14 protein-coding genes are annotated in these 17,882 nt (G+C 40.3%); 9 read left to right on the top strand and 5 right to left on the bottom strand.

Features of this window, described 5'->3' with window-relative positions; all coding sequences use genetic code 11:
* Positions 1–36: 36 nt before the first annotated feature.
* Positions 37–2,871 carry an excinuclease ABC subunit UvrA gene (uvrA, locus tag PSE60_RS17160; RefSeq protein ID WP_272666224.1) on the bottom strand — a complete coding sequence of 945 codons (2,835 nt, stop codon included), beginning with the start codon at positions 2,869–2,871 and terminating at the stop codon, positions 37–39.
* A gap of 485 nt (positions 2,872–3,356) precedes the next feature.
* On the opposite strand from uvrA, the gene PSE60_RS17155 reads away from it, so the two are divergent.
* Entirely contained in the window at positions 3,357–3,878 is a 522-nt protein-coding gene (locus PSE60_RS17155) for a single-stranded DNA-binding protein (RefSeq protein WP_109912589.1), read from the top strand.
* Between the two features lie 275 nt (positions 3,879–4,153).
* Here the strand turns inward: PSE60_RS17155 and PSE60_RS17150 are convergent, their stop codons facing one another.
* Both PSE60_RS17150 and PSE60_RS17145 read right to left on the bottom strand, forming a co-directional pair.
* Positions 4,154–4,561: a helix-turn-helix domain-containing protein gene (locus PSE60_RS17150; protein WP_117163030.1), complete on the bottom strand. Its 408-nt coding sequence runs from the start codon at positions 4,559–4,561 to the stop codon at positions 4,154–4,156.
* 242 nt (positions 4,562–4,803) lie between these two features.
* On the bottom strand, positions 4,804–5,976 hold the full coding sequence (locus tag PSE60_RS17145) for an MFS transporter (protein WP_272666223.1): 1,173 nt from the start codon (positions 5,974–5,976) through the stop codon (positions 4,804–4,806).
* A 333-nt stretch (positions 5,977–6,309) separates the two neighbouring features.
* Here PSE60_RS17145 and ivbL point away from each other — a divergent pair, with 333 nt between their 5' ends.
* The 4 genes from ivbL to PSE60_RS17125 all read left to right on the top strand — a co-directional run bounded on the left by ivbL (position 6,310) and on the right by PSE60_RS17125 (position 9,343).
* Positions 6,310–6,399, top strand: coding sequence for an ilvB operon leader peptide IvbL (gene ivbL / locus PSE60_RS17140; RefSeq protein ID WP_109912586.1), 90 nt, complete (start codon positions 6,310–6,312; stop codon positions 6,397–6,399).
* A 102-nt stretch (positions 6,400–6,501) separates the two neighbouring features.
* Positions 6,502–8,199: an acetolactate synthase large subunit gene (gene ilvB, locus PSE60_RS17135; RefSeq protein WP_272666288.1), complete on the top strand. Its 1,698-nt coding sequence runs from the start codon at positions 6,502–6,504 to the stop codon at positions 8,197–8,199.
* A 2-nt stretch (positions 8,200–8,201) separates the two neighbouring features.
* Positions 8,202–8,486 carry an acetolactate synthase small subunit gene (gene ilvN / locus PSE60_RS17130; protein ID WP_070927583.1) on the top strand — a complete coding sequence of 95 codons (285 nt, stop codon included), beginning with the start codon at positions 8,202–8,204 and terminating at the stop codon, positions 8,484–8,486.
* A gap of 194 nt (positions 8,487–8,680) precedes the next feature.
* The gene (locus PSE60_RS17125; protein ID WP_272666222.1) at positions 8,681–9,343 is read left to right on the top strand and encodes a hypothetical protein; all 663 of its coding nucleotides are present in this window, start codon (positions 8,681–8,683) and stop codon (positions 9,341–9,343) included.
* Here the strand turns inward: PSE60_RS17125 and PSE60_RS17120 are convergent.
* The gene (locus tag PSE60_RS17120) at positions 9,340–9,897 is read right to left on the bottom strand and encodes a helix-turn-helix domain-containing protein (protein ID WP_272666221.1); all 558 of its coding nucleotides are present in this window, start codon (positions 9,895–9,897) and stop codon (positions 9,340–9,342) included. The genes PSE60_RS17125 and PSE60_RS17120 overlap by 4 nt on opposite strands.
* Positions 9,898–10,108: 211 nt before the next feature.
* On the opposite strand from PSE60_RS17120, the gene PSE60_RS17115 reads away from it, so the two are divergent.
* Positions 10,109–10,861, top strand: coding sequence for a sulfite exporter TauE/SafE family protein (locus PSE60_RS17115; protein ID WP_210835810.1), 753 nt, complete (start codon positions 10,109–10,111; stop codon positions 10,859–10,861).
* 94 nt (positions 10,862–10,955) lie between these two features.
* On the top strand, positions 10,956–12,239 hold the full coding sequence (locus tag PSE60_RS17110; protein ID WP_272666287.1) for an MFS transporter: 1,284 nt from the start codon (positions 10,956–10,958) through the stop codon (positions 12,237–12,239).
* A gap of 46 nt (positions 12,240–12,285) precedes the next feature.
* Here PSE60_RS17110 and PSE60_RS17105 read toward each other — a convergent pair whose 3' ends face one another.
* Positions 12,286–13,974, bottom strand: a complete 1,689-nt coding sequence (locus PSE60_RS17105; RefSeq protein ID WP_272666220.1) for a hypothetical protein — start codon at positions 13,972–13,974, stop codon at positions 12,286–12,288.
* Positions 13,975–14,587: 613 nt separating this feature from the next.
* Between PSE60_RS17105 and PSE60_RS17100 the strand changes: the two genes are divergently transcribed.
* Together PSE60_RS17100 and PSE60_RS17095 are read left to right on the top strand one after the other, a co-directional pair.
* On the top strand, positions 14,588–15,934 hold the full coding sequence (locus PSE60_RS17100; RefSeq protein WP_004914933.1) for an NCS2 family permease: 1,347 nt from the start codon (positions 14,588–14,590) through the stop codon (positions 15,932–15,934).
* A gap of 263 nt (positions 15,935–16,197) precedes the next feature.
* On the top strand, positions 16,198–17,847 hold the full coding sequence (locus PSE60_RS17095; RefSeq protein ID WP_210835806.1) for a Na+/H+ antiporter: 1,650 nt from the start codon (positions 16,198–16,200) through the stop codon (positions 17,845–17,847).
* The last annotated feature ends 35 nt before the right edge of the window (positions 17,848–17,882 follow it).

Here is a 17,882-nt window from a genome sequence, read left to right as displayed (position 1 = left end):
GGAAAGCAATATCGGCTTTCCCTTATGTTTTGTTGATTAATAGCCGCGTTCTAAAATTGTTTTCAAGAACCTTGCAGTGTGCGATTTTTCACACTCAGCGACTTCTTCTGGTGTGCCAGCAATTAAAATTTCACCGCCACCACTACCACCTTCTGGGCCTAAATCGACAATCCAGTCCGCTGTCTTAATGACATCAAGGTTGTGCTCAATCACCACAATGGTATTTCCTTGATCACGAAGCTGATGTAAAACAACTAAAAGTTGTTGGATATCAGCAAAATGCAGACCTGTTGTTGGTTCATCCAAAATATAGATAGTTTGGCCTGTTCCGCGTTTAGACAACTCTTTAGCTAATTTCACACGTTGTGCCTCACCCCCTGATAGAGTTGTGGCTGACTGACCGAGACGGATATAGGATAAACCAACGTCCATCAAAGTTTGTAGCTTGCGGGCAAGGGCAGGTACAGCATCAAAGAATTCACGAGACTCTTCGATAGTCATATCCAGAACTTCATGGATATTTTTACCTTTATATTTAATCTCTAAAGTTTCACGGTTATAGCGTTTACCTTTACATTGGTCACAAGGGACATACACATCAGGTAAGAAGTGCATTTCAACCTTGATGACTCCATCACCTTGACAAGCCTCACAACGGCCACCTTTTACGTTAAAGCTAAAACGTCCTGGGTTATAACCGCGAGTCCGAGATTCAGGTACACCAGCAAATAACTCACGCACAGGTGTAAACACACCAGTATAGGTGGCAGGGTTCGAACGTGGTGTCCGGCCTATTGGGCTCTGGTCAATATCAATCACTTTATCAAAGTGCTCTAAGCCTTCGACATCCAAATAAGGCGCGGGTGTGATGGTGGTCGCGCCATTTAATTGGCGTTGAGCAATAGGGAACAACGTGTCGTTTATTAAGGTCGATTTACCGGAACCCGATACACCCGTAATACAAGTAAATAACCCAACTGGGACTTTTAATGTCACATTTTTCAGGTTGTTACCTTTTGCCCCAAACACGGTCAGCATTTTATCTTTATTAATTGGAACGCGTTTTTGCGGGATGTCAATTCTGCGCTCACCACTTAAAAATTTACCTGTGAGTGAATCTGGGTTTGCGACAATATCTTCCAATGTTCCTTGGGCAACAATTTGCCCGCCATGCACCCCAGCACCAGGGCCGATATCAATCACATGGTCTGCGGCGCGGATCGCGTCTTCGTCATGTTCAACCACGATCACGGTATTTCCTAGATCGCGTAGGTGGATCAATGTTTCAAGTAATCGGTCATTATCACGTTGGTGTAAGCCAATTGATGGTTCATCAAGGACATACATCACGCCCACTAAACCTGCACCAATTTGGCTTGCTAAACGGATGCGTTGTGCTTCACCACCGGACAAGGTGTCGGCAGAGCGTGATAGGGTCAGATAATTAAGCCCAACATTGACGAGAAACTTCAGGCGATCGCTAATTTCTTTTAAGACTTTTTCTGCGATTTGAGCACGCTGGCCAGTGAGTTTTAGGTTTTGGAAAAACTCCATTGCGTGGCCAATGCTGTAATCTGCGATTTCCGGCAAAGTCGTATTTTCAACAAAGACAAATCGCGCTTCTTTACGTAAGCGTGTTCCATGGCAAGAGACACATGGACGGTTACTGATATATTTCGCTAATTCTTCACGGACAGCCGTTGATTCCGTTTCTTTATAGCGGCGCTCCATATTATTGAGTACGCCTTCAAAAGGGTGTCGGCGTACAGTGATATCGCCACGGTCATTACGGTATTTAAACTCAATCGTTTCTTTGCCTGAACCATATAAAATAATTTTTTGGATAGCGGGGCTCAGGGTGTCGTAAGGTGCTTCCACATCAAATTTATAATGCTCAGCTAATGACATCAGCATTTGAAAATAATAAAAGTTACGGCGATCCCAACCCCGAATTGCGCCACCGGCAAGTGAGATTTCGGTATTTTGGATGACTCTTTCGGGATCAAAAAACTGCTGGACACCTAAGCCATCACAGCTTGGACAGGCTCCTGCTGGGTTGTTAAAAGAAAATAGGCGAGGTTCAAGTTCTACCATACTATAGCCGCAAACGGAGCAGGCAAAATTTGCTGAAAAAACCAGCTCTTCTGCGTTTGTGTCATCCATATCCGCGACAATTGCGGTACCACCAGATAGTTCTAGTGCGGTTTCAAAAGATTCGGCTAAACGCTGAGCAATATCATCACGAATTTTGAAACGGTCAACAATGACTTCAATTGTATGTTTTTTTTGTAATTCAAGCGTTGGTGGGTCTGATAGATCGCAAACTTCCCCATCAATTCGGGCGCGGATATAGCCTTGGCTGGCCAAGTTATCGAGTAACTTAACATGCTCCCCTTTACGTTCTTTAACGACAGGAGCAAGTAGCATCATTCGACGATCGGTGGGCTGAGCCAAAACATTATCGACCATCTGGCTAACCGTTTGAGCCGCAAGCGGTATGTCGTGATCAGGGCAGCGAGGTTCACCAACACGGGCAAATAATAATCGCAGATAGTCATGAATTTCTGTGATGGTTCCGACCGTCGAACGTGGGTTATGTGAAGTGGATTTTTGTTCAATTGAAATAGCAGGAGATAACCCTTCAATATGATCGACATCCGGTTTTTCCATTAAAGAAAGAAACTGGCGGGCATAAGCAGATAAAGATTCAACATAACGGCGCTGACCCTCTGCATACAGGGTATCAAAAGCTAAAGATGATTTCCCTGAACCAGATAACCCAGTAATAACAATGAGTTTGTCGCGAGGGATGATGAGATTAATGTTTTTCAGATTATGCGTACGTGCGCCGCGGACTTCGATATTATCCATTTACCACTTCCCGGATGATTTGATATTGAACAATCGCAAGAGACTATTATCACATATTTATGGCTGAATGGATATACAGTGGTTGTCATATTTTCCTGCATGTCATATTTTCCTACTCGTCATATTTCAAACCGTGGCGGTGTTGGCTGCTCTTAGCTAAGTAGGTCACATAACTTTTGTATGCTCCCTACGATATCTTCGTTTGCCGCCTAGCCACAGCTTGAACTATTTAGAGTAAGATTTTAATGGTGAAACAGAAAAACAGAAAAACAGAAAAACAGCGATCTGAATTTATCGAAAAGATAGATACGGTGTGAACTATTTTGTGTCTATACTGAAAATTGGCACGGTAGCGTTTCACCAAAAGTTGGAAAGCGTTTCGCAAGAACGCTCAGTAGTTTCAATTTCGTGGTGCAAAAAAGCGAGGTCGTGGTAAACTTCACGGCTAATCCAGAGATTAAAATTCAATGCATCAGGAGTAATAAATGGCCAGCAGAGGCGTAAATAAAGTAATTCTTATCGGTAACCTAGGACAAGATCCAGAAATCCGTTATATGCCTAACGGCGGAGCTGTGGCGAACCTGACTCTGGCAACTTCTGAAAGTTGGCGTGACAAGCAAACCGGTGAGATGCGTGAAAAAACCGAATGGCACCGAGTCGTTATTTTCGGCAAACTTGCTGAAGTAGCAGGTGAATACCTAAAAAAAGGTTCACAAGTCTATATCGAAGGTTCTCTGCAAACACGTAAATGGCAAGATCAAAGCGGTCAAGATCGTTATACGACAGAAGTTGTTGTGAATATCGGTGGCTCAATGCAAATGTTAGGTGGCCGTGGCGGTGATGCACCATCACAAGGTCAAGGCGGTCAAGGTGGTTGGGGCCAACCACAGCAGCCTCAAGCAGCACAACAATTCAGTGGTGGTGGAGCGCCAGCCGCACGCCCATCAGCACCTGCACCACAAACCAATGAACCACCAATGGATTTTGATGACGATATTCCATTCTAATCAGTAAGACTTAGAATGTATAAATAAAATAAAGGCTTCCTTGTGAAGCCTTTATTTTTAATAAATATAAATAATCTATATCTAGAAAATATTTTTTTTTATTGGAATGATAAAACAAATAAAGAACTGGAACATTAAGAGTTTATTAATTTTAAATTAAGAATTTCTTAAATAAATAAAAAATAGAAAAAGCCCCAGTAATTAACTTACATGGGGCTTTGTATTGGTAGTGTTATTAAAAAAGGAAATATAAATTTTATTTTCATATTAGCGTGTCAAGCTACTTTAGGTTCCAGTAGTAATGGGTCATTTTGGCTTTCACCGGACAGGCGGTAGATTGACGGTGACGTACCTAAATAAGCTCTAAATCGCTTTGCAAAAGATTGCTGGGAGTCAAATTGGTATTTCAATGCAATATCAATAACTTGAAGTTCGGTGGAGCATAGGTCTTTAGCGGCTTCACAGATCCTCCTTCGGCGAATATATTCACCTAAAGGCATACCAACAACTTTTCTAAATACTCTTTGTAAATGCCATTTTGTATATCCTGATTTTAGTGCAATATCATCAAGTAATAGACGACTGGTTAAGTTCATTTCAATCCAAACTAATATTTCATTAACAACTGTAGATTGAAATTCTGTGTACTTCCCATTATAGGGAACAGGGATTTCTTTATACATAATATCTTCCTATTAGCTACTTTTTAATCTTATCCCTCATTCAGTCATTATCCAATAAATAAATAGTAAACGAAGTTGAATACAGTTTGTTAATTGGCAAAACAGACAAAATACCGATTTTTAATTAGTTTATAGCCAGTGGAGTTTATCTTAAGGAGATATATTCATCATGATATCGATTAACAATAGATGAAACTATTATGCCCTCTGAATATAAAACCATCGTACAGTGATATCACTTTTCATTGGTGTTTGGGGATATATTTTTTTAGCTTCCAAAAACTAATTAAAATTGTAGCGGAAATGATTACAGATAGAACATTCATCATCTGCCAACCGAGAGTGAAGAAAAGAACGCCTGCTCCTAAGCTGCCTATTCCACCGAAAAAATAGATAAGAAAATCAGTAATGCCTTGTACTTTAGCTCGCTCATGCATTTCATATGTATGAGGTAGTAGGTTGGTGGTACTGATTAAAAGCAAATTCCACGCAACACCCACAAATATACCCGCCAACAAATAATTGTAAAAATGGTTACCTAGCAGGTTCATAGTCGCTGATAAAATTAACAGTACGATACCGCAGTAAATAATGCGTTTTGCCCCTAAATGATGAATTAATGTTCCAGTGAAAAATGACGGTGCAAACATACCTAATACATGAAATTGAAATACTATCGCAATCGAGGAAAAGGCGAAGTCATGTTGTTTCATAGATAACGGTATCGAGGCAAAAGTGAAAACCACAATGGCATACCCTGCTGCACTAACAATAGCGATTAATTTTAAAATAGGTTGTGAATACAATGCACTGTAGTTGCGTTTGACTAACGCTTCATCCGATGGCGTTTTCACTATTTTCTTTAAAGGCACAACGAGTAATAGAATAAATGCGATCACATAAATGGCAGCTAACGTGATGAACGGCCCTGCAAACGGGTATTCTGTAAAAAACCGTTGGGTGGTAATGGCTAATGTTGGTCCAATTAAAGCCGCGGCAATGCCTCCGCTCATAACAAGGCCAATAGCTTTTGCTCGCAAAGAAACTGGTGCTTCTTCAATTGCGGCAAAACGAAATTGTTGCGCAGTACCAATAGCAATCCCAGTGAAAAACAGCCCGATGGAAAAATACACTAAATGACTTTCTATCACACCAAGAATAGAGAAGCCTGCACCGATTAACCCACCGATATTACCAATAATAAAGCCCACTCTTCTCGAATATTTTTGCATTAAAAATGCGATCGGAATAGTTGCTAAGATTAAGCCAACGTACTGGCTTACCAGTGGAATAGTTGCATAAGTTGGGTTGGTAGCCAGTTTTTCGCCAATAACTACTGCTACAGAAAGGACAATTGCATTTCCTGTGATAAATAATGCAAGTGTGATGGTTAACCACCAAACGGATTTTGGCATATATCCCTCTGTCTATTAAGTAAAAATCAATTGGTTATATTTCTTACATTGAGGGAATAATCCCTCTGAATGGTGCAAAGGATACAACTTAAAGTTGACTTTAAGTCAAGGTCTGTGATGGTATTTTAAGTAGTGATTAATGCTATATTTTTTTATTTTAATAGATAATATTGCTGTTATTTCAATGTGTGATGAGTGTCTCAATTACTATCCCTTTGGGATAAAATAAGAAAAAATGATTGTCATGCTGGGAAATTTATGTTTTCTTAATAAAAGACACTGAAAAACAATAATCAATAAATTAGACAGACTAAATAGGAAGAACCCGTGAACATGACGACTAATCACTTAAACCTACTACTAACCGCGCCACGTGCCGCGGTGGTCGTGCGTGTGGTGGTGGTCGTGGGCTTAGCGCCGTAACGGGTACAAATCACGCAGATTTAGAAACCCCGCCGGCGCAAACCGAGCGGGGTTTTTTATCACCTCTCGCTCGGATCCGCAGGCTAGCAAAGGATAATTATGATGAGCGAATCGGGCACCACAACACCACATAAAACCCGCTTTACGGGTGCAGAATTAATCGTACATTTACTGGAAAAACACGGTATTACCATCGTTTCTGGCATTCCAGGTGGAGCGGCTTTACCCTTTTATGACGCATTAGGTCAAAGCCAGAAAATCCGCCACATACTGGCTCGCCATGAGCAAGGTGCCGGTTTTATTGCTCAGGGAATTGCACGTACCACGGGGAAGGCCGCGGTTTGTATCTCTTCAAGTGGACCTGGGGCAACTAACTTAGTAACTGCTATTGCTGATGCAAAACTGGATTCTATCCCGCTGGTTTGTATTACGGCTCAAGTTTCTTCGTCAATGATTGGTACAGATGCCTTTCAAGAGGTTGATACCTATGGTATTTCGATTCCAGTAACAAAACATAATTATTTGGTTCGTAATATCAATGAATTGCCACAAGTGATTTGTGATGCTTTTCGTATTGCAGAGTCAGGCCGCCCTGGGCCTGTTTGGATTGATATTCCAAAAGATGTGCAAACTGCCACAATTGAACTAACTGAAATACCAGAAGTATTACCGAAAGATAAAGCACCCGCATTTGATATGGAAAAAGTTCTGCAAGCGGCTGAAATGATTAATAACGCAAAACGCCCTGTGCTGTATTTTGGTGGTGGGGTAATTAGTTCTGATTCGACAGAAACAGCGATCGCTTTTGCGGAAAAGGCTTCATTACCGACAACCATGACATTAATGGCACTTGGCACTCTTCCGATGAGGCATCCGTTATATTTAGGGATGCTAGGTATGCATGCTGCCGCAAGTACTAATATGATCATGGAAGAATCGGATCTATTGATTGTGATTGGTGCACGGTTTGATGATAGGGCAATAGGTAAAGCAGAGAAATTTTGTCCTAACGCGAAAATCATCCATGTGGATATTGATAAAGCAGAAATCAGCAAAATTAAGCGTCCAGATATCGCTATTCATGCAGATGCAGGGCAAATATTGGAATTATTATTGCCTTTAGTAGAACGCAATGCACGCACAGATTGGATGGCGCAAGTGAATCAATTAAAAGAGCAATATCCATTGAATTTTAGCGAGGCTGATAACCCGCTGAACCATTATGGCTTAGTTCTGTCTACGGCACGTGCGGCAGGTGAAGATGCAATTGTAACAACGGATGTTGGGCAGCACCAAATGTGGGCGGCTCAAGCATACCCTCTGTCTCGACCTCGTCAATGGCTGACATCTGGCGGGTTAGGTACCATGGGCTTTGGGCTACCAGCGGCCATTGGTGCAGCGTTGGCAAAACCCGAAAAAACCATTGTGTGTTTTTCCGGTGATGGCAGTTTGATGATGAATATTCAAGAGCTGGCAACGGCAGCGGAGCACCAATTGAATATCAAAATTATTTTAATGAATAACCAAGCGTTAGGGATGGTACATCAACAACAAGATTTATTTTTTGAAAACCGCATATTTGCTGCAGCTTATCCGTATCAAACCGATTTTATCAAGATTGCGGCAGGGTTTGGCTTGCAAACTTGCGATTTAAATAATGAAGCAGATCCAGAAATGGCATTAGAAGCGATAATGAATACCAAAGGTCCATGTTTGATCCATGCCTTGATTGATGTGAATCAGAAGGTATATCCAATGGTTCCACCAGGTGCAGCTAACATTGATATGATTGGAGCGTAATTATGGTATTTGAACATCATCCGATTGCTTTAGAGCTAATTGTTCGTAATCACCCCGGTGTAATGTCACATATTTGTGGTTTATTTGCGCGCAGAGCATTTAATGTTGATGGCATTCTATGTATGCCAATTAAAGATAAAGATGAAAGCCGTATATGGCTATTAGTACAAAAAGATGAGCGTTTGTCGCAAATGATTAACCAAGTTGAAAAATTAGAAGATGTTCGGGAAGTACGCTTTAGTGATGATTTGCGTCTTTTCGAAACAATGCAAAATTATTTGCAGTAATTCTGAGGCAAATTTTATGACCTAATAGCCCATACATAACAGTATGGGCTATTTTCTTTTATGTTTAATCATAGCGATAATGAGGGTTTCTTAAAGCGAACAAAAATGATATAAGTTCAGTTGCTGAATAATGATTTTTTGAATACATTACAGTTTTGTATTTGGTAAATTGAATAATAAACAGGTATAAATTTATGCAAAACAACATCTATTTGTCGGACGCTTATCTATGTGAAATTGAAATGGACTTACTGGCGCAAGGGAATGATGATGAAGGTTATTGGGTGGCTCTAAAAGACAATATTTTCCACCCACAAGGTGGTGGGCAGCCCATGGATACAGCTTGGGTGAATGATATTTCTGTTCGTATTAAGAAACTATCGAGTGGCTTAATTGTAGGATACCTACCTGAAGGCGTTACTTTTAGCCAAGAAAATAATGTGGTTGCAAGGGTAGATAAGGAAAAACGTCAGCGTTACGCCGTGCTACATACCGCAGGTCATTTGCTGAATTGGGAATTACGTCGCTTTGGCTGGCTGGCACAAAAAGGCCATCATTTTCCTGATGAATCTCGAGTAGAATTTAGCATGATGGAAGGTGATGTCACTCCTTTTGATAAACTTGATAGCCAATATATCGAAGATATTGTTAACCAAAGCATTCGCAGTGGACGGCCCGTTACAATAAAGCAAAAGGGTGATTTGCGGATCAGTTACATCGACCAAACTGAAGAAATGCCTTGTGGTGGAACGCATGTTTCTTCACTAGATAATATTCAGCATTTTTCAATTAAGTCGATGAAATTTAAAAAGGGAACGTTGCGCATTAGTTATGATGCACAACATGCCATAATTTAAACACTATCACTAAGATGAGAGTATGTCATGACGACGGTGGCTTGGAGCTCCCCTTCCATGCATAGATAACTGTGTGGGAAATCACCACTGAAAGCATAGAAATCCCCCGCCTCCAAGAGGATATTTTGGTCGTTATGCAACCGCAACATGAGTGAGCCAAAATTCACCATAATGTGTTCGTGAGTTCCACTCATATGGGCGGGGCTATTAATGATAGCGCCTCGTTTCATGGTTAATTGCCAGATTTCAGAGATATTTCCCATGCTAATGCGAAACTTAAACTGTTGTGAATACTCTTTTTCACTAGGAGTGGCTTTAAGCAAGTAGGGATAAGCTTCATGTTGCCGTGTAAACAGATCGCTTAGTGGGAAGCGCAGAGCAATGGCGATCGACTCTAATGTGTCGATGCGTGGATTTGAATCACCAGATTCCAGTTTGGATAAAGCGGCTTTCGAGATTCCTGATAAACGAGATAGTTCGTTAAGCGAGAGATCCCTTGCTTGCCTAAGTAACCGAATTTTCTGCCCTATTTTTAAATTAATTTTTTTATCCACAATGTGTTTTTACCTGAATTTTAATTTATTGTGCTAGTTCTGTATCACTCAGAGAAGTAAATTATACACTCTTAGTTGTATATTGTATTTAAAGCGGCTATTTTGTTTTTTGATATAGATTTGAAATTTAAAACCCTACAAAAATAAAACTATTTTATGTATTTGAAAAAATCTATAGTGAGGACGTTAAAAAACTTCTGGAGTTAAGGTCATGCCGTTTGAATTGTTATCACCAGAAATGGCGATTTGTTTCTCGACATTGCTGTTTGCTTATTTGGTTTTTGGCATGGCGGGGTTTGGTTCTGCTCTTATTGCAACTCCTGTATTAGCCATGTATTTGCCGTTAAACATGATTGTTCCAATTCTTGCGCTAATAGATCTAACCGCGGCAGTTTTAAATTTACTTAAAGATGGTAAAAATGCAGATTATCAGGAAATTAAATGGATAATTCCATTAATGATAGCTGGTAGTTTAGTGGGTGCTGCAATTTTATTAAAAACTCGTCCCGATATACTCGTATTATTACTTGGGTTATTTGTTGTTGGTTATGTATTACATGCTTTCTTTTCTAAAAAATCAAAATCACCTTTTTCAAAAGCGTTGGTTATCCCATTTAGTTTAGTGGGTGGTGTTTTTAGTGCTTTATTTGGTAGTGGTGGTTTTATCTATGCCATGTATTTATCTAGCCGAATTGAAGACAAACAACGTTTTCGTATCACTCAAATGACGTTAATTGGCTTTAGCACGCTGACTCGAGTAGTGATATTTTTAGTTATGGGTGTGTATCTCAACCTAGATATTTTATTGATTGCTTTAGCATTTTCCCCTGCCATGTTAATTGGTACATGGGCTGGTCGGCATATAACATTAAAAATTTCACGTGAAAGTTTTTTAAAAGTTATTAATGTCATAATTTTATTATCAGGTATTGTGCTGCTTTATCGATATTTTTTCGTTCTTTAAGTATTTAGAATATTAAAAATAGTTTTATAAAGATAAATAGCAGAATATATGAGTCGTGTTACAATCACCACGAACATTATTAGTTTTACTAGTAATGATGCGGTTTTTTATTTTTCATAATAATCTATTTTATGGAGTTAAAATCTGTTTTTTTGCTAAAAAGAAACGGGTTAATTTCAACATGAGCTCTGATAATCAGCGTTTACAAAATTTTCGTCGTTCCCCATCTTTTGCTATTTTTACCATCACCATGAGTATTGCTGTCATTGGTATCGTTATTGGGCTAAGTATTCCAATGGTGGCTCTTAGACTAAATAATTATGGTTTCAATGAGTTGTATATAGGCATTATTTCGGCGGCTCCTGCATTAGGTATGTTTTTAATTGCCCCTGTGGTTCAACGTATTGTGCGTTGGTCAGGTAAGCGAAAGGCAATGCTATTGGCAACCCTCGTTTCTGCCATTAGCTTATTGCCATTATTGAGCACGTTACCACTTTGGCTGTTATTTCCATTACGGTTAGTTACGGGGCTAGCGAGTGGCGTGATGATTTGTTTGGGAGAAACGTGGATTAATGAATTATCCCCTGAAAATAAACGGGGTCGGATTTTAGCAATCTATACCACTGTCTTCACAGTAAGTCAGCTACTTGGGCCTTCATTCATTGCTTATTATGGTGTGGAAGATAAATCGCCTTTATTGATTTGTACGTTGATCCATTTAATCTCTGTAGTGCTATTTATTTTAATGGATCAAAAAGTCGGTGACCGTTTAGCTGAAAATGCCGCGAAATCTAATTTTTCAATTATTCAATTTGTAAAAATTGCACCGGGTATTTGTGGTGGAATTTTATTTTTTGCTTTTTTTGACGGAACCATTTTATCGATGTTCCCAATTTATGGCATGGGAATGGGGCATACAGAGGCGGTTGCTGTATTAATGATTAGCGCCATCCTTGCTGGCGATGCCATTATGCAGTTACCTTTTGGTTGGCTTGCCGACCATATGAATAGAGAAAAACTGTACCGAATTTGCGGCATTATCACACTCGCAGCTAGCTTATTATTACCCTTCCTTATTACTCAACCTTATCTAATTTGGGTGCTGCTATTTATCTTAGGGGCGACGGCAGGGGCAATTTATACGATTGCTTTGGTACAAATCGGCCAATATTTCAAAGGGAATGAATTGATCATCGCTAATGCAGCGGCGGCCATGCTATGGGGAATTGGTAATTTATCAGGACCATTACTGGCGGGAGTGGCGACTTCAATCTCACCAGTGGGCTTACCGGTGCTATTGGTTCTATCTGTGGCAGTATTTTTATGGTTCACACGAGAAAAATATAGCGCTCAAATGGTTGAACAAGTCAGCCCATAAAGCGCATTTGTGGTGCTCTACTTAAGTTAGCGAGCACCATAAATACTTACTCAATAACTTTATACACAACAAGGTTTTCTCGGAATTCATCTGGCCGATGATTGTGCCAGAATAATTCCATGCCTTGCGGTGCAGGTTGGATTGTTTTCGAGAGTACAATTAACCAGCGGCATTGTTCAGGTTTTTCAAAGCGGTCTTGGCGTTGGTGTAATACGCCAGTGTAATAGTAGAGCATCGGTGCTTCAGACTCGCCAATATTATCAGAAGCCATACAATCGTTTTTTGTAAACTGGCCTGCTAAATGCTGGTTTAAATCGACAAAAACTCCTTCGAAACCTTTTGCGTAGTCTATCCACCCCAAAAATAAGGTTAAAATTATCCCCCAAACGGCACATAGGCCTAATAACCAATTTTTCATCATGTGAAAGGCCGGTGAAATAAAGTTTGGAATAATTTTATTGCGTAAAAACCACACTAATGTAATCAACAGACCACTGATAAATGCAATGGAAGAAAAGGGCATTTGGTAGCTCATGGGAAGCCAGCGGCTAAATGGCGCTAGCCATTCTTGTTGATGACCAGCCAAGGTGATGAAATAGCAGAGCCATAAAAACAGAATGAGTACAGACCATAAAACAGCCGCAAAGCGAGCGATACCATTAAGAATTTTTTCAGGGAAATTGAGTAGTGTTTGGGTTCCTAAAATGGCCATGGGTGCAATAAAAGGCAGTAAATATAGCGCGCGACCAGATGCTGAAATCTGTAAAAAAACGATACCTAATAAAGGAAATAGCGCCAACAAAAACTCGTTTGAATTAAATAAACGCTTAATAGGGTGCCTTAGAAAGTAAGCGACAGCCAGTAGGCCGGAAGGAAAGGCAAATAAAGATACTGCCGCTGGAATCCGAGTTAAATTAGCTTTTGCCCCTAATTTTTCAACCGAAAAGCCAAAGAAGCGGCCGATATTGTTTTCCCAAAACCACACGAGAAATAAATCAGGATGCTGAAGATACAGTTGGATAGGCCAAGGTAAAATGGCGATAAGCGCGATTAACCCCGCCGTTAAACTGTATAGCCAAAACCGCTTAGTTCGGCATTGAGTAAGAAAAATAGGTGATAAAAATAGACAAATCCAGAGAACGCCAGGAATGAAAACGCCTTTTGACAACATGGTGACGATGGTTCCAATAGACAACCAAAGTGTAGACATGTGCATTTTTTGTTGTTGTATCAGCCCCAATAACCCATACAAGCCAATAGTTGTTCCTGCCATTAGTGCAACGTCGGTAAACATATCATGGCTATGCCTGATAATACCGGGAGCACAGGCATACAGTGCAAAAGCGACCCAAATCCGAGTATCAGTGAAGTCTGTGGCTTGGAAAAAGCGACGCGCCAAAAGGATAAAAAATGAAAAATTGATAACCGAAAAAATTAAGCTTGCACTACGGGCTGCATCATAAAGTGGCATAAAGCTTGAAAATAAATGAGAGGAAATCGCAGCAACCCAATAATAAAGCGGGGGTTTTTCCATAAATGGTTCACCCGCATTTGTGGGAACTAACCATTTACCAGTTTCATACATAGTTTGAATAATACCAAAACTATAATTTTCATCTTGCTTCCAAGGGCTATGACTATATATTCCCGGTAATAAATACAGAGCAAGAAAACTAATGAAAAGTAGTAAAATACTCCGCTGTAATATGATTAATGGTGCATTCTTATTTGACATTTTAATACGTTTTATGTGTTTTTTACTTGATTAAATTGAAACTATAACTGCGATTGATAATAATTGAGTTTATATACTTAAATATATATTTACTCAGCGAATGATGTTTTTTTTAATGAAAAACAATAAGAAATGGATTTTTAGCCACATTTTTAACAGACGCATATTACCACCAGTAAATAAGTTTTTAGCTATTGGTTTTGTAAGCAAATATTCTTGGATTGTATCAAAGAAATAACCTTCCTCTTTAAACAGACATTATATGAAAGGTATTTAGCTATTTTTACGTAAAATAAATGTAACTAAAAAGAATCATTATTTGAAAATAATGTTCATTGCTTAAAAGCCTGTATATTTGGGAGTAAAAAAGAACAAACGGGTAAGAAATGCTAAAAATGCTTGATCATCCCCCCTGTTTAGAATGATAATTGCTCTCCTCACGGTACGTTTTATTCTATTTTAAAAACCAAACGATTGCGTAACTGTTTTTATTGGGATTTTTTCTCAGTTAGTTTGTTTTTTCTTAAAAACGTAATCGTTTACGTCAACGTGAAAATTAGTCGTTAGCAGTATTTGAAGGTCGTCGTTTTCCATTAAACAGCAGAGGTATACCATGTCAGGCCAACAGGCTTCATCCAGTTGCAAATTGGATTCATTTTTCAAGATAACAGCGCGCGGCTCTTCAGTTCGCCGTGAAATCATTGCAGGATTAACCACATTCTTAGCGATGGTTTATTCTGTCATCGTTGTACCTGGCATGTTAGGGCAAGCAGGGTTTCCACCAACAGCGGTCTTTATTGCAACTTGCTTAGTGGCTGGCTTTGGTTCCTTATTGATGGGGTTATGGGCCAATCTACCGATGGCAATTGGTTGTGCTATCTCACTGACTGCATTTACCGCGTTTAGTTTGGTGTTAGGGCAGCAAATTAGTATTCCTGTGGCATTGGGCGCTGTCTTTTTAATGGGGTGTTTGTTCACCATCATTTCTGTTACAGGTATCCGTAGTTGGATTTTACGCAATATGCCAATGGGTATTGCACATGGCACAGGTATTGGTATCGGTTTATTTTTACTGTTAATTGCGGCTAATGGGGTGGGTTTAGTGATTAAAAACCCAAATGCAGGCCTGCCTGTTGCTCTAGGTGAATTTACTTCTTTCCCTGTATTAATGTCATTGGCTGGGTTAGCGGTCATTTTTGGTTTAGAAAAACGCCGTGTTCCGGGTGGCGTATTACTTGTTATTATTGCAATTTCAATTATTGGTTTAATTTTTGATCCTGCGGTTAAATATCAAGGCTTTTTCAAGTTGCCTTCATTGGGTGATGATGGGCTTTCATTGGTTTTCAATATGGATATCATGGGCGCATTGCAGCCAATGGTATTGCCAAGCTTACTTGCATTAGTGATGACCGCTGTTTTTGATGCAACGGGGACTATTCGCGCGGTGGCGGGACAAGCCAATTTATTGGATAAAGACGGCCAAATCATTGATGGTGGTAAAGCGTTAACCGCAGACTCAGTGAGCAGTATCTTTGCGGGAGCGATTGGCGCATCTCCTGCGGCGGTGTATATTGAATCCGCAGCGGGTACCGCTGCTGGTGGTCGTACAGGTTTAACCGCAGTAGTTGTTGGCGTACTGTTCTTACTCATTCTCTTTTTATCGCCACTTTCTTATTTGGTGCCTGCCTATGCAACAGCGCCGGCATTGATGTATGTCGGGCTTTTAATGTTAAGTAATGTCTCTAAGCTTGATTTCGATGACTTTGTAGATTCAATGTCTGGTTTATTGTGTGCGGTATTCATTGTTCTGACTTGTAATATCGTCACAGGTATCATGTTGGGCTTTGCTGCTTTGGTTATTGGTCGTATTTGTGCAGGTGAATGGCGCAAATTGAATATTGGTACAGTCATTATTGCGGTACTTTTAGTGGCGTTTTACGCTTCAGGATTGGCAATCTAAAGTATATTCTTTCAAGAGGGTGGCTAATGTTGCCACCTTTTTAACTTATTGTATTAATTAATCGTAAAGTCTCAATTTTTTCCCCGAAAATGGATGGCTAGGGATAAAATAGAGAGAAGGCGGTTAATCAAGTGGATGTGCATGATTTCCACTGGTGGCTGGCTGGGTTTTAATAATCATGGTCTGGACGGTGCTATCTCTTACTATGCGGCGGCAGGCAATATTTTAGGTTCTAGTCGCTAGGTTAATTCAGTAAGGGCAACATGGAAATTTTCTTTACTATTCTTATTTTGATTTTAGCTGTCTCTGTTTCAGGGGTTGCCGCTAAAATTCTTCCTATTCGTATTCCTCTTCCTCTCATTCAAATTGCTATTGGTGCGCTATTAGCTTGGCCTCAATTCGGCCTACATGTCACCTTTGACCCAGAACTTTTTATGGTTCTGTTAATTCCACCTTTGCTGTTTGTCGATGGGTGGAAAACGCCAACACGCGAATTCTTTCAAAATGGTCGAGAAATTTTTATTTTAGTGTTGGTTCTTGTACTGGTTACAGTGATTGGGATTGGTTATTTAATTTACTGGCTGATGCCAGGTATTCCATTGATTGCAGCATTTGCTCTAGCGGCGGTGTTATCGCCAACCGACGCCGTTGCCTTATCATCCATTGTCGGAAAGGGGCGTATCCCTAAACGGATGATGAGTGTGCTAGAAGGGGAGGCATTGATGAATGATGCCTCTGGTCTGGTAGCATTAAAATTTGCAGTAGCAATTGCTATGGGGACGATGGTATTTAGTGCCTCTGGCGTCACCATTGAATTTTTCAAGGTCGCGATTGGTGGGCTACTCGCGGGTATTATCGTGACTTGGTTATACAGTAAATCATTGCGTCTAATGAGCCGTTGGAGTGGTGATGATCCTGCAACCCAAATTGTGTTTATGCTATTGCTACCATTTGCGTCATACATGATAGCGGAACATATTGGTTTTTCAGGTATTTTAGCCGCTGTTGCGGCCGGTATGACCATCACAAAATCCGGGGTTATCCGTAACGCTCCGTTAGCGATGAGACTACGTGCTGATAGCGTTTGGTCGATGCTTGAATTTGTCTTTAACGGGTTGGTTTTCATCATGTTAGGGCTTCAATTGCCCGGTATTTGGGAAACGTCTGTTATCCAAGCCGATCTCGACCCAAGCGTAGAAACCTGGATGCTATTCGCGGCAGTAGCCATCATCTATTTTGCTCTACTGCTATTGCGTTTCTGTTGGCTATGGCTGATGAAAAGGTTTAGCCGTTTATTCTTAAAGAAAAAGCCACTGCAATTTGCTAACTATACCGTACGTGAGCTTTGGCTAGCCTCTTTTGCAGGGGTACGCGGGGCGATTACCTTAGCGGGTGTGCTTTCTATTCCGTTATTTTTAACCGATGGCTCACCATTCCCAGCGCGTTACCAGCTAGTATTTATTGCCGCAGGGGTTATCTTATTTTCCATTTTTGCAGGTGTGGTTGCTTTACCGCTTCTGCTGCGTAATTTTACCGTGGGAGACAAAGAAGCCGATGCCAATGAAATTCGAATGGCAAAAGCCGCAATGGCAGAAGTGGCGATTGTCAGTTTAAATAAGATGCAGGAACGTTTATCTGCAGACGTTGATGAAAAACTCGATTCAGAAGATATCAGTGAAGTCGCTTCCCGTGTGACAGGTTATCTAAGACGACGCACGGCAGGGCAAGATGAAATTGATCATAATTTGCTGATTGAAGACCTTGAACGACGTTTCCGTTTGACGGCATTACGTGCGGAGCGTGGTGAGCTTTATCACTTACGTGCAACTAAGAAAATCAGTAATGAAACGCTACAAACGTTGTTGGTTGATCTGGATTTATTAGAAGCCGTCTTGATCGAAAAAGAGCATTAAAACCAAAAAGCGAGTATTCTAGCCAACATTGTTAA

Origin of the sequence: Providencia sp. PROV174, from assembly GCF_028480685.1 — a bacterium.
GTDB lineage: Bacteria > Pseudomonadota > Gammaproteobacteria > Enterobacterales > Enterobacteriaceae > Providencia > Providencia rettgeri.
The sequence above is the reverse complement of the archived record's forward strand: the minus strand, read 5'-3'. Positions and strand labels throughout refer to the sequence as shown.